Here is a 13,039-nt window from a genome sequence, read left to right on the forward strand (position 1 = left end):
TGTGGATATTGGTCAAGATATTTTAAATACAACACCATTAGGACCATTACAAACCTCATTACTTGAGCATATTAGTAAACTTATATCCTTTGGCGAGTCTTTGACCCGTCAAAGGATACAGATTTTTACGCCCCTGCTTAAGAAATCACATGGTGATATACAACAGGGTGCTGATATGTTATGTATAGAACGCAGTGAAGCTGGAATCGTTACACGTCACGTAAAAGGCAATCATACTTGGCATGTGATGATGGAAAATGGGCAGCCACTCATTGGGGGAGACCATGAGTTTAGGCAGCATGTTTTTCCTGTAGTAGACAATGGAGGACGTATCATTGGTGGTATTTCCTTTACACTGTCTCCATCTATCAAGGTAGAGCAATATGAACAAGAATATACTTTATCTGATACGATGCAACGTCTTATGCTGACTGCTACGGACGAACAAATCCAATCTTACGAACCGATCTCTTATTTTGATGGTTTAATTATCTTTGATGATTCTCATAAAATTCTATACGGCAATGATGCTGCATTACAATTAGTAGACTTGTTAGGCTTTGATCGACGCTTAGTAGGTTCATCTATTTATAGCAGTACTTTAAAAATATCGGCTATTCAACAAGTCTTGGCAGATAGAACTATATATACTAGTGAAGAAATATATCAAGATATGGTGATTCGCCAGCATATGATTCCTATTGCTATGGGCCGTAATGAAACGAGATGTTTTTTAGTGTTACATGATTGCACTCGTGAAAGCAAGCAACAACAAGAATTGTTGGTGAAAAACTCAATTATCAAAGAGGTCCATCACCGCGTAAAAAACAACTTACAAACTGTAGCTGGTCTATTGCGTATGGAGGCAAGACGTTCAAGCTTGCCAGAGGTAAAACAGGCTCTTCAAGAGGGAATTAATCGTATTGAAAGTATGGCTCTAGTTCACGATATAGTGTCTCATTATGATGAGGACTATATTGGTATACGATCAATTTATGATGAGCTATGTCGATTATTGCGTATGAGTATGGTCAGACAAGATCAAGAGGTTACCTTTACTTATAGTGGGGAAGATATATTGATTTCTTCTCATATGGCAAGTTATGTATCTCTTATCATTAATGAATTAATCACTAATAGCTTAGAACATGGTCTAGAAGGGGAGCATGGAGAAATTCATCTTCATGTTAATAACATAGGGGGAAACATTAAATTAGCTTTCACAGATAATGGCAAAGGATTGCCTAATGATTTTTCTATTTCCTCTAATAAACGATTGGGGCTTACTATTATAAACAATTTAGTTACTCATGAATTAAAGGGAAGTTTATCCATAGAAAATACTGGTCATGGTGTATTGGCCACAATACATATGAAGAAGGAGGCGTAAATGCGCGTTTTAATCGTCGATGATGAATCTCTTATACGCATGGATTTGCGAGATATTATTGAGTCTTGCGGTCATGAGGTCGTAGCAGAGGGAACCAATGGCGTAGAAGCTATACAACTCTGTAAACATCATAAACCAGATATCATTTTAATGGATGTTAAAATGCCAGAATTAGATGGTATTGAAGCTGCTCGGCAGATTGGCTTTCACCATGAAGCACCTGTTGTGTTGTTAACTAGTTATAGTCAACAAGATTTAATCGATAAAGCTAGAGACTCAGGTGTATATGGGTATCTAATTAAACCTGTACGAGAGGAACAATTGGTACCTACTTTAGAAATGGCATTAGGTCGTTATAAAAGTGATGCTCAGCTACGTGAGAAGATGGCTGAATTAGAACAGTCCTTAGAAGATCGTAAAATCATTCAAAAGGGAACGGGACTATTAATGGAGTTATATTCCATATCTGAAGAGGAAGCCTATAATCGTATTCGCGCCCTAAGTATGAAGAAACGTGATAGTATTGTTAATATCTGCAAAGCCTTGATTCATCAAGTTTCAAAATAGTAGAAAAGACTAGTATGAGGATTAAAACTTATACTAGTTTTTTTGCTTCTAAATTCACATAAAGACTAAAAAGTCAAAAAATCAAAAATTTTACTTGCAATTATTTTGACATAGGTTATAATAATACATGTGATTAGCACTCGATGAGTTAGAGTGCTAATAAAGTATAAATAATATCTAGTAAATAAGGAGTGACATCATATGTTAAAACCATTAGCTGACCGCGTTCTTATCCGTTTAGAAGCAAAAGAAGAAAAAACAAAAAGTGGTATCTTCCTTCCTGATACAGCAAAAGAAAAACCTCAAGAAGGTGTAGTCGTAGCTGTAGGTGCTGGTAAAGTATATGACAATGGTCAACGTGTAGCTCCAGAAGTTAAAGTTGGCGACACTGTTATGTTCGCAAAATATGCTGGTAGCGAATTAGAAATCGATGGCGCTACTCACTTAATTATCAGTGAGCGCGATATTTTAGCAGTACTATAATAACTAATTTGTAGTCTACTAAGACTATAAATACTGATGATATATTCTATATTGCTTAAGGGCACATATATTTCGTTACATTCGATAGTGTTACTATCTAGGAGGTAATACATATGGCAAAAGAAATCTTGTTTAATGAAGAAGCTCGTCGCGCTTTAGGTCGTGGCGTTGATCAATTGGCAAATGCTGTAAAAGTTACATTAGGTCCAAAAGGTCGTAATGTTGTTTTAGATAAAAAATTCGGTTCCCCAACAATTACAAATGATGGTGTAACTATTGCTCGTGATATCGAACTTCCAGATCCATTTGAAAACATGGGTGCACAATTAGTAAAAGAAGTTGCTACTAAAACTAATGACGTAGCAGGTGACGGTACAACTACTGCAACTGTATTGGCTCAAGCTATGATTCAAGAAGGTATGCGTAACGTAGCAGCTGGTGCAAACCCAATGATCTTGAAAAAAGGTATTGAAACAGCTGTAAAAACTTTGGTTGAAGAAATCAAAAAACGCTCCATCAAAGTTTCTGGTAAAGCTGAAATCGCTCAAGTTGCTAGCGTATCCGCTGCTGATGAAGAAATCGGTGGCTTAATTGCTGAAGCTATGGAAAAAGTTGGTAACGATGGCGTTATTACTGTAGAAGAATCTAAAGGCTTGCAAACTGCATTAAATGTAGTAGAAGGTATGCAATTCGACCGTGGCTACATTTCTCCTTACATGGTAACTGATCCTGATCGTATGGAAGCTGTTATGGATAATCCATTCATCTTGATTACAGACCGTAAAATCAGCGCAATTGCTGATATGTTGCCAACACTTGAAAAAGTGGTAAAAGTAGGTAAAGAACTTCTTATCATCGCTGAAGATGTAGAAGGCGAAGCACTGGCTACTTTAGTAGTTAACCGCTTGCGTGGTACATTCAAAGCTGTAGCTGTTAAAGCTCCTGGTTTCGGTGACCGTCGTAAAGCTATGCTTGAAGACATCGCAATCTTGACTGGTGGTACTGTAATCACTGAAGATATGGGCCGTAAGCTTGATTCCGTGGAACTTGAAGATCTTGGTACAGCTCGTCAAGTACGTATTACTAAAGATGAAACTACAATCATCGACGGTGTAGGCGATAAAGAAGTAATTGCTAAACGCGTAAATCAAATCCGTGCACAAGTTGAAGAAACAACTTCTGAATTCGACCGCGAAAAATTACAAGAACGTCTTGCTAAATTGTCCGGTGGTGTTGCAGTTATCGAAGTAGGTGCTGCTACAGAAGTTGAAATGAAAGATAAAAAACTTCGTATCGAAGACGCATTGAATGCAACTCGCGCTGCAGTTGAAGAAGGTATCGTAGCTGGTGGTGGTACTACATTCATCGATATCATCCCTGCATTAAATACATTGGAAGCTACTGGTGATGTTCAAACTGGTATCAACCTTGTAAAACGTGCTGTAGAAGAACCACTTCGTCAAATAGCTTACAATGCTGGTCTTGAAGGTTCTGTTGTAGTAGAAAAAGTAAAAAATACTGACTCTGGTATCGGTTTCAATGCTTTGACTGAAGAATATATCGACATGGTTAAAGCTGGTATCGTAGACCCTGCTAAAGTTACTCGTTCTGCTCTTCAAAATGCTGCATCTATCGCATCTCTTGTATTGACTACTGAAACAATCGTAGCTGACAAAGTAGAAGAAAATGCTGCAGTTCCAGCAATGCCTCCAATGGGTGGCATGGGCGGTATGATGTAATCAACTGCTTAACGCATAATAAATAGACCTATAATAATCCTAATGAATTAGAAATAATATGGTTTCTGTTCATTAGGATTATTTTTATATTAACTATGCAAATATCGAGAAAATTGATTTTGTATACAAATTATGATATAATTCTATAGAATTTAATTTAGGTTTATTTGATATAATAAATTATTAGATACAGTTCTACGGTTCTATATGATGTAGATCGCTTTGGCTTATATAGCTAATTTAAATAATAATGTAGATAATAGTCTCATCCCTTGATGAGTCTTTTATTTATGTAGAGAGGTTGTTATGAACACAAAAACAGTTCCCTTTACGGCTGAACAATTAGAAAATATTATTGCCCAATATCCGACTCCATTTCATATTTATGATGAAGAGGGCATCATTGAAAATATGAAATCCTTCATTAACGCATTTTCTTGGAATAAGGGCTTTAAGCAATATTTTGCTGTAAAAGCAACTCCTAATCCATATATCATGCGTGTATTACAAAAGCTTGGTGTAGGTGCCGATTGCTCTTCCTTGGCAGAGTTATTGTTATGTGAAAAAGTGGGCATTACAGGTCATGATATTATGTTCACATCTAATGACACACCATATGTGGAATATAAAAAAGCACTTGAATTAGGTGCTATCATCAATCTTGATGATATTACTCATATTGAATATTTGGAAAAAAATCATGGTTCTTTGCCTGATACATTCTGCGTACGTTATAACCCCGGCTCCTTAAAAGAAGGTGGTAATACAATTATCGGTCTTCCTGAAGAAGCTAAATACGGTATGACACGTGAACAAATTTTTGAAGCTTACAAACAATTGCAAGCTAAAGGTGTAAAACACTTTGGTATCCACACAATGGTTGTATCTAACGAGCTTGATATTGATGGCTTAGTAGGCACTGCTGAACTTTGCTTCAATCTAGCAGTAGATATTAAAAATGAACTTGGTATCAATGTTGAGTTTATCGATCTTGGTGGTGGTGTAGGTGTTGCCTATAAGCCAGATCAAACACCTGTAGATTTCAAGGCACTTAGCAAGGGTGTAGAGGAAGCTTATAATAGAATTCTCGTAGCTAATGGTCTCAGTGATGTTGCGTTAGCTTACGAATGTGGCCGTATGGTTACAGGCCCTTTCGGTTACCTTGTTTCTACGGCGATTCACAAAAAGGACATTTATCGTCAATATATCGGTCTTGATTCTTGTATGGCTGATTTAATGCGTCCTGCATTATATGGTTCTTATCATCACATCACTGTAATGGGTAAAGAAGACGCCCCTAAGGATCATGTATATGATGTAACAGGTTCTTTATGTGAAAATAATGATAAATTTGCTATTCAACGTGAATTACCAAAAATTGATATGGGCGACCGAGTTATAATTCATGATACGGGGGCGCATGGTCATTCTATGGGCTTTAACTATAATGGTAAATTGCGTTCTGCAGAGTTATTGTTACATAAGGATGGTTCTGTTACACAAATTCGTCGTGCTGAAACATATGATGACTTGTTTGGAACTCTTGATTTTTCCAACCTCTAATTTAATATTGAGAATCGAATAGGATGAGAATGAATATTAAATAAAACCTATCAATATATGTAATAATTGATATTCTTTTAATTCCTGTATATTTTAGTAGGAATATCTTGCTATCATTTAGATAAGAATGTATAATAATTGTAGATTGTTATGCACATACTTGCTAAGTTGGCGAGAATTACGGCGGTATTCACGTTAGTGCGTACCGCCTTTTTATATGTGTCAGTATATACGTTTTACATATAACGCATGTATGTTCCTATGGTACATACAAATAAAAAGGAGTGAACATTTTGGCTGAATTACTTCAGATAAAAGATTTAAAGGTATCCGTTGAAGACAAACAAATCTTAAAAGGTATCGACTTAACAATTAATAAAGGTGAAATTCACGTAGTAATGGGGACTAATGGTGCTGGTAAATCCACACTTGCCAATGCAATCATGGGTAACTCTACATATACAGTAGATAGCGGTTCTATCATTTTTGATGGTAAAGATATTACGGAAGATGCAGTAAATGATCGTGCGAAAGCAGGTATCTTTATGTCCTTCCAACATCCAATCTCCATTCCTGGCATTACTGTAGAAAACTTCATTCGTACAGCTAAATCCACAATTACTGGTAAAAACGTTCGCGCTTTATCTTTCAAAAAAGAATTGAAAGAAAAGATGGATGAATTGTCCTTCGACACATCTTATGCACAACGTTATGTTAATGAAGGTTTCTCTGGTGGTGAACGCAAGAAAAATGAAATTCTTCAAATGTCCATTTTGAATCCTAAATTGGCTATTCTTGACGAAACTGACTCCGGTCTTGACGTAGATGCGGTTCGTATTGTGTCTGAAGGGGTACAACGTTTCCACAACGAAGAAAACGCTGTATTAATCATCACTCACCACAACCAAATCTTACAAAAATTGAACCCTGACTATGTTCATGTATTGATCAACGGTAAAATCGTTAAAACTGGTGATGCTTCTCTTGTACGTGAAATCGAAGAAAAAGGTTACGACGCATACAAAGCATTAGCATAGGAGGCATAATGGAAGAAAGAAAGAAAACCCAAGTCGCGGATATGGACCGTGGTGTCTACGACATTAAGAATGACTTTGAATATTCTTATATCGCTGATGCTGGTTTAACGGAAGACATTATCCGTGAGATTTGGTCTAATAAAAATGAACCGGAATGGATGCTAGAGTTTCGTTTGAAATCTCTTGAAATCTATAATCGTATGGGCATTCCTAACTGGATCCCTGATATTTCTGGCTTAGATATGGCTAATATCCATACTTATGTTAAGCCAAAAGTAGATATGAAAGAAAACTGGGACGAAGTTCCAGAAGAAATTAAAAGCACTTTTGATCGTTTAGGTATTCCAGAAGCGGAAAAAACATCTTTAGCTGGTGTTGGTGCTCAGTATGACTCTGAAGTTGTTTATCACAGTATTCAAGAAGACCTTGTAAAACAAGGTGTTATCTATACTGATATTGAAACAGCTCTTCATGAGCACGAAGAAATCGTAAAAAAATACTGGATGACATTGATTCCTCCTACTGACCATAAATGGGCAGCTCTTCATGGTGCTGTTTGGTCTGGTGGTTCCTTCGTATATGTTCCAGCAGGCGTACAAGTAGATATTCCATTGCAATCCTACTTCCGCTTGAATGCACCAGGTGCTGGTCAGTTCGAACATACGATGATCATCGTAGAAGAAGGTGCTAAATTGCACTTTATCGAAGGTTGTTCCGCGCCTAAATATGACGTATCTAACCTTCATGCAGGTGCCGTTGAATTGTTCGTAAAAGATAATGCTACATTGCGTTATTCTACAATTGAAAACTGGTCCAAAAATATGTACAACCTTAATACAAAACGTTGTGTTGTAGGTAAAGGTGGTACTATTGAGTGGGTATCTGGTTCCTTCGGCTCCAAAGTATCTTGCTTGTATCCAATGAGTATCCTTAACGGTGAAGGTGCACATGCTGAATTTACAGGTGTAACATTCGCTGGTGAAGGCCAATTCCTTGATACAGGTTGTAAAGTGGTCCACAACGCACCATATACAACAAGTAATGTAAACTCTAAATCTATTTCTAAATCCGGTGGCGCAGCTATCTACCGTGGTCTTTTGAAAATTGGTCCTAATGCTGAACATTCAAAAGCAACGGTTTCTTGTGAATCCTTGATGCTTGATGCTGAGTCTCAATCTGATACAATTCCAGCAATTATTGTTGAAAACGATAATGTGGACTTAGGTCATGAAGCTAAAATCGGTCGTATTTCCGATGAAGCGATTTTCTATCTCATGACTCGTGGTATCAGTGAAGAAGAAGCTCGTGCAATGCTTGTTCGTGGCTTCGTAGAGCCAATCTCTAAAGAATTGCCACTTGAATATGCAGTAGAAATGAACAACCTAATCAATCTTGAATTAGAAGGTTCTATCGGTTAAGGAGGAATTATGAGCGAATTACTATTTAATGAACTCCCTAGACCGACGTTCAGATGGTTACGTGTTAACCATACTGTAGGCTCTCTAGCTGGAGAAGATACAGCAGTACAATCTATCGTTGTTGAAGCGAATGAAAATATACTTTCACCATTGCCTGTAGGCACAGCATTATTAGAAGGCAAATATGAAGGCGCTAATAAAGAAGCGGTTCAAGGTTTGGTGGAAAAAGCAGAAGGTTATGCTATTAACGTTCCTGCAAATGCGAAAGAGGTTGTAGGTATCCGCATCGATGCTACAGCTCGCGTAGCAAATCGATTCCAATTTATCGTTGGTGAAGGTGCTGAACTGGAAGTTCAATTCTTTGTTACTGGTTCTGGTGATGCAGTAACTAATGTAAGCTACCTTAACGAATATGATGTTAAAGCAACTGGTAAAGTTGTAGTGAAAAAGGTAAATCTTTTACCTGAACACGTACAACATATCGAGCATCGATACACTAAATTAGAAGATAACGCTGACGTTGAATATATCAATATCGAAATCGGTGGTAGCGAAAATATCTTGAACTACTATCATGATTTAGTAGGTAAAAAATCTCGTATTATTCACGACATTGCTTATCTTGGTAATAAAGAGCAAAAATTTGATATTTCTATGATTATGAGTCATGGCGGCAAAAAATCTGTCAGCGATATTCATAACTTAGGTGCTCTTAGTGGCAATGCTAAAAAATCCTTCCGTGGTACCCTTGATTTCCTACATGGTGCAACTGCATCTGAAGGCGCGGAAGAAGATACTTGCTTGTTGTTAGACCCTACTGTAAAATCCATTTCTTTACCACTCTTGTTGTGTAAAGAGGATAATGTAGTAGGTAACCATGCAGCAAGTGCAGGCCAAATTGATCATAATAAATTGTTCTACCTCATGAGCCGTGGCTTTAGTGAAGTAGAAGCTAAACATATTATCGTTGAATCTATGATTCGTCCTATTATTGATCGCATTGGTGATGAAACGATTGAAGAAGCAGCATTAGCGGCTGTACGTAATAAGATTTAAAGAGGCGTTTTATGAGACCTATTGCAGAAGCATATAAAGATTTTCCTATATTACATAAAGAGCATAATGGGCACCGCGTTATCTATTTAGATAGCGGTGCGACTGCACAAATCCCTCAAGTTGTAGTGGATCGTGTAGTTGAGCATATGACTCAGCATAATGGTAATCCACATCGTGGTTCCCATGTTTTGGCTATTGAAGCTTCTGAAGCATATGAAAACGCTCGTGATCGTGTAGTGGAATTTATCAATGCCCGTGAGCGAGAAGAGGTTGTATTCACACGTAATACGACAGAATCTATGAATTTAATTGCCCATAGCTATGGTCTTAATAACCTTAAAGCAGGCGATAAAATCATTATTACTGTTGCTGAACATCACGCAAACCTTGTTACATGGCAATATGTGGCTGAAAAGACAGGGGCTACATTGGAATATATGTACCTTGATGAAAGCGGTCATTTAAAAGACGGTGAAATCAATAAAATTGATGAAACTACTAAGATCGTTGCTTTTGCCCACATTAGTAATGTTTTGGGCATGGAGTTCCCTGTAAAAGAATTGACAGAAAAAGCACACTCTGTTGGTGCTGTTGTCGTTCTTGATGGTGCTCAATCTACACCTCATAAAAAAATTGACGTTCAAGAACTTGATTGTGATTTCTTTGTATTCTCTGGCCATAAAATGTGTGCATCCCAAGGTATTGGTGTACTCTATGGTAAAAGAGAATTATTAGAAGCAATGCCTCCATTCTTATTGGGCGGCGATATGATTGAATATGTAAAAGAGCAATCTGCTACGTTCAATGAATTGCCATACAAATTTGAAGCTGGTACACCAAATGCAGATGGTGCTGTTTCCTTGCATGCTGCTATCGATTATTTAGAATCCTTTGGTATGGATGCGATTGAAGCGTATGAAGAAGAGTTGGTTGCTTACATTTTACCTAAATTATTAGAGCTACCGCATGTTAATGTAATCGGTTCTACAAATCCGAAAGAGAAGCATGGTGTAATTGCTTTCACTATAGATGATGTACATCCTCACGATGTAGCAACTATCTTAGATGCAAAAGGCATTTGTGTGCGCTCTGGTCACCACTGTGCGCAACCATTAGGGGCATTCTACAATGTATCTGCATCTACGCGTTTAAGTATGTACTTGTACACTCGTAAGGAAGACCTTGATGCCTTCCTCGAAGTATTGAAGACTGTTCGTTCAGTCATGGGCTTTAAAGATTAGGAGATTACCATCAATGGAAATGGATCAACTATATACGGAACTTATTTTGGAACATAACCAAGATAAACGTAATAAACATGAGTTAACTGAATTCACAACTTCTGAACATGGCCATAACCCTAGTTGTGGTGATGATTTAACATTACAACTTAATGTAGTAGATGGCATTGTAAAAGATGCAGCATATACTGGTTCTGGTTGTGCTATTAGCCAAGCTTCTGCATCTATGATGATTGATATTATCAAAGGTAAATCTGTAGAGGAAGCTCTACGCTTGGTTGAAGTTTTCCTAGGTATGATCAAGAAAGAGATTACTGATGAAAGCGAGTTAGAACAATTAGAAGATGCTATGGCATTACAAAATATTTCTAACATGCCAGCTCGTGTTAAATGTGCAGTTCTTGCATGGCATACATTAAAAGAGGCTTTAAAGAAGTAATATGAAAAAGACAATATTATTTGACTTAGACGGTACTTTGACAGACTCTCAAGAAGGTATTTTAAAAAGTATTAAGTTTGCCTTAGAATATTTTGGCTATGACGTACCTGATGAAGAAACATTGCAATTGTTCTTAGGGCCGCCATTGGTAGATGCCTTCCAAGAACATTGTGGCATGACTTTTGAGCAAGCTGAAGAAACATACTTCAAGTTCCGTGAACGGTATGGAACGATTGGTAAGTTCGAAAATACAGTATATCCAAATATTGTAGACTTATTGGCTAAATGTAAAACTGAACAATATACGATTGCTTTGGCTACGGCAAAGCCAGAACATTATGCTAAGGATATCTTAGATCATTTTGAATTAACACCTTATTTTGATGTAATCGTTGGTGCTAATTATGAAAGTGGATTGTTACATAAGAAAGAAATCCTTGAAAAAGCTCTTGAACTTTGTGGTCATCCATTAACTGATGAAAATGGTAATCGTATGGTATTCATGGTTGGGGATCGTAAGTATGATGTAGAGGCAGCCAATGAACTTGGTTGTATCTCCGTCGGTGTTACTTATGGTTATGGTACAGAAGCTGAACTAAAAGAAGCTGATGCCGAATATCTCTGTGATGACGTTGATGAAATTGCAGATGTTCTCGATCTTGAAGCGTTAATGGTTCGTAGATAATAATATATAAAAAAGCTAGAGGATAACTGATATGTACTCCCTTTACTGGACAACCAGTAAATAGGATATATATCATAACCTCTAGCTTTTTTTATTTCTTTAAGCCACTTTTTTTAGCTAATGTTTTAATAACCTTAGCACTTTGTTTTTTCAATTTGCCGCCTGTTTGTTTGAGTTGAATTCTTGTGCGAGATACGCGACCAAGAGTAGTGATTTTAGTTTTACGACGCGGCTTCATGTCTCGTTCGTTGCCAAAGTCACCGCGTTGTACACTCGTTGCTTTTACCTTTTCTGCTCTGAAAGATTTACGCAATGCTTTCATAATCAATGTAAGTGGTAAGGATTGCTCGAAAGAGTACAAATCAACTGCTACATAACCTAATGCAGGATATGTGTGCAATGTAAAGTGAAAGCCTGGTGCAACAGAAAGGAGGGCGATCTCCTCGTCCATAACCTGACAACTGATTTCATCAACATCAAGTTCAGCTAAATCAAATGCAGTAGCTACACTTTCTTGTACAGCTGTAGCGGATGAAATTGCATCTTCGTCACAGGAATATAAATCAATTAACAGTTCTTGTCCTAATGCTTCTGCCATAATAACACCTTCTTTCGGAATATAATATCTCATTTATTATACATAGAATTAAAGATTAAGTCCAATTATAGAACAATGAATTAAAAAAATGAATTAAAAAATAAAATAAAAGTCAAAACTATTTAGTGTAATTTGACTTATTAAATATATATAGAAAAACTCAGGTATAATAAAGCTTTTCCTAATTTTAAAATGTATAAAAGTAGATAATAGGTCAAATGTGAGTACTATGAAGTTTGACTTTTATATTGACTAAAGTCAAATAGTCAAATATAATAGAATTGTATTAAAGAACAAATAGTCAAAAACTATAGTAAATATATTTTAAAGGGGTGTTTTTTATGAGCATGATAGCTGATAAAATAGAAAAATTTATATTGGACCGTATGCGTGAAGAACAAGAAAAGCTAATTTTAAAGCGTAACGAATTAGCTGATGAACTAAATTGTGCACCATCCCAAATTAGTTACGTATTGAGTACTCGCTTTTCTAATGAGCGCGGTTTCGATGTTGAATCTAGACGTGGTTTAGGTGGTTATATTCGCATCAAAAAACTAAACCCAGAAAGCTCTGATTCTTTACCTGCCGTAACAACATATCGTATTTATGAAGGTCAAAATACGGTGGAACGATTAATTGATATGCGAGATGTAGATCAATCGTTGTTCCAACTACTTCAATCTGAAAAGATTACTCGCCGTGAAGCTCAATTAATGCATAACTCTTTTGCTACTTTGATTGAAAATGTAGATATTGAAGAGCGCAATGAGGCTGTTCGTCAGCTTTACGCAACAATGGTGGATACACTACGGAAGGAGTGATG

13 protein-coding genes are annotated in these 13,039 nt (G+C 36.8%); 12 read left to right on the forward strand and 1 reads right to left on the reverse strand.

Annotated features, from left to right (window positions below; all coding sequences use genetic code 11):
* The first annotated feature begins 1 nt into the window (after position 1).
* From KH364_RS02810 to KH364_RS02860, 11 genes are all read left to right on the forward strand, one after another.
* Complete coding sequence (locus KH364_RS02810) at positions 2 to 1,390, forward strand: sensor histidine kinase (RefSeq protein ID WP_273298492.1); 1,389 nt, start codon at positions 2 to 4, stop codon at positions 1,388 to 1,390.
* Entirely contained in the window at positions 1,391 to 1,957 is a 567-nt protein-coding gene (locus KH364_RS02815; RefSeq protein WP_009351351.1) for a response regulator, read from the forward strand.
* 201 nt (positions 1,958 to 2,158) lie between these two features.
* Positions 2,159 to 2,440: a co-chaperone GroES gene (gene groES, locus KH364_RS02820; RefSeq protein WP_004696047.1), complete on the forward strand. Its 282-nt coding sequence runs from the start codon at positions 2,159 to 2,161 to the stop codon at positions 2,438 to 2,440.
* A 113-nt stretch (positions 2,441 to 2,553) separates the two neighbouring features.
* Positions 2,554 to 4,179 carry a chaperonin GroEL gene (gene groL, locus KH364_RS02825; protein ID WP_105082038.1) on the forward strand — a complete coding sequence of 542 codons (1,626 nt, stop codon included), beginning with the start codon at positions 2,554 to 2,556 and terminating at the stop codon, positions 4,177 to 4,179.
* A gap of 306 nt (positions 4,180 to 4,485) precedes the next feature.
* Entirely contained in the window at positions 4,486 to 5,742 is a 1,257-nt protein-coding gene (locus tag KH364_RS02830; RefSeq protein WP_273298497.1) for a diaminopimelate decarboxylase, read from the forward strand.
* A gap of 293 nt (positions 5,743 to 6,035) precedes the next feature.
* The gene (gene sufC / locus KH364_RS02835) at positions 6,036 to 6,779 is read left to right on the forward strand and encodes a Fe-S cluster assembly ATPase SufC (protein WP_009351391.1); all 744 of its coding nucleotides are present in this window, start codon (positions 6,036 to 6,038) and stop codon (positions 6,777 to 6,779) included.
* An 8-nt stretch (positions 6,780 to 6,787) separates the two neighbouring features.
* Positions 6,788 to 8,197, forward strand: a complete 1,410-nt coding sequence (sufB, locus tag KH364_RS02840; RefSeq protein ID WP_009351348.1) for a Fe-S cluster assembly protein SufB — start codon at positions 6,788 to 6,790, stop codon at positions 8,195 to 8,197.
* A gap of 9 nt (positions 8,198 to 8,206) precedes the next feature.
* Positions 8,207 to 9,253: a SufD family Fe-S cluster assembly protein gene (locus KH364_RS02845; protein WP_273298498.1), complete on the forward strand. Its 1,047-nt coding sequence runs from the start codon at positions 8,207 to 8,209 to the stop codon at positions 9,251 to 9,253.
* An 11-nt stretch (positions 9,254 to 9,264) separates the two neighbouring features.
* The gene (locus KH364_RS02850; protein WP_009351384.1) at positions 9,265 to 10,494 is read left to right on the forward strand and encodes a SufS family cysteine desulfurase; all 1,230 of its coding nucleotides are present in this window, start codon (positions 9,265 to 9,267) and stop codon (positions 10,492 to 10,494) included.
* 13 nt (positions 10,495 to 10,507) lie between these two features.
* Positions 10,508 to 10,933, forward strand: coding sequence for a Fe-S cluster assembly sulfur transfer protein SufU (gene sufU, locus KH364_RS02855; RefSeq protein ID WP_009351377.1), 426 nt, complete (start codon positions 10,508 to 10,510; stop codon positions 10,931 to 10,933).
* A gap of 1 nt (position 10,934) precedes the next feature.
* Positions 10,935 to 11,618 (forward strand): HAD hydrolase-like protein, encoded by a 684-nt coding sequence (locus tag KH364_RS02860; protein WP_273298499.1) that lies wholly within the window; start codon positions 10,935 to 10,937, stop codon positions 11,616 to 11,618.
* A gap of 91 nt (positions 11,619 to 11,709) precedes the next feature.
* Here the strand turns inward: KH364_RS02860 and KH364_RS02865 are convergent, their stop codons facing one another.
* Complete coding sequence (locus KH364_RS02865; RefSeq protein WP_009351352.1) at positions 11,710 to 12,216, reverse strand: S-adenosylmethionine decarboxylase; 507 nt, start codon at positions 12,214 to 12,216, stop codon at positions 11,710 to 11,712.
* A 341-nt stretch (positions 12,217 to 12,557) separates the two neighbouring features.
* On the opposite strand from KH364_RS02865, the gene KH364_RS02870 reads away from it, so the two are divergent.
* Positions 12,558 to 13,037: a CtsR family transcriptional regulator gene (locus tag KH364_RS02870; RefSeq protein ID WP_054747582.1), complete on the forward strand. Its 480-nt coding sequence runs from the start codon at positions 12,558 to 12,560 to the stop codon at positions 13,035 to 13,037.
* Positions 13,038 to 13,039: the final 2 nt, after the last annotated feature.

This window comes from Veillonella sp. oral taxon 158 (genome assembly GCF_018376515.1).
Taxonomy (GTDB): Bacteria; Bacillota; Negativicutes; order Veillonellales; family Veillonellaceae; genus Veillonella; species Veillonella rogosae.

Bases quoted from the DNA above. Each gene is read 5' to 3' on its own strand.
- KH364_RS02815 (WP_009351351.1), top strand. From the start codon at position 1,391: ATGCGCGTTTTAATCGTCGATGATGAATCTCTTATACGCATGGATTTG.
- groES (WP_004696047.1), top strand. From the start codon at position 2,159: ATGTTAAAACCATTAGCTGACCGCGTTCTTATCCGTTTAGAAGCAAAA.
- groL (WP_105082038.1), top strand. From the start codon at position 2,554: ATGGCAAAAGAAATCTTGTTTAATGAAGAAGCTCGTCGCGCTTTAGGT.
- KH364_RS02830 (WP_273298497.1), top strand. From the start codon at position 4,486: ATGAACACAAAAACAGTTCCCTTTACGGCTGAACAATTAGAAAATATT.
- sufB (WP_009351348.1), top strand. From the start codon at position 6,788: ATGGAAGAAAGAAAGAAAACCCAAGTCGCGGATATGGACCGTGGTGTC.
- KH364_RS02845 (WP_273298498.1), top strand. From the start codon at position 8,207: ATGAGCGAATTACTATTTAATGAACTCCCTAGACCGACGTTCAGATGG.
- KH364_RS02850 (WP_009351384.1), top strand. From the start codon at position 9,265: ATGAGACCTATTGCAGAAGCATATAAAGATTTTCCTATATTACATAAA.
- sufU (WP_009351377.1), top strand. From the start codon at position 10,508: ATGGAAATGGATCAACTATATACGGAACTTATTTTGGAACATAACCAA.
- KH364_RS02860 (WP_273298499.1), top strand. From the start codon at position 10,935: ATGAAAAAGACAATATTATTTGACTTAGACGGTACTTTGACAGACTCT.
- KH364_RS02865 (WP_009351352.1), bottom strand. From the start codon at position 12,216: ATGGCAGAAGCATTAGGACAAGAACTGTTAATTGATTTATATTCCTGT.
- KH364_RS02870 (WP_054747582.1), top strand. From the start codon at position 12,558: ATGAGCATGATAGCTGATAAAATAGAAAAATTTATATTGGACCGTATG.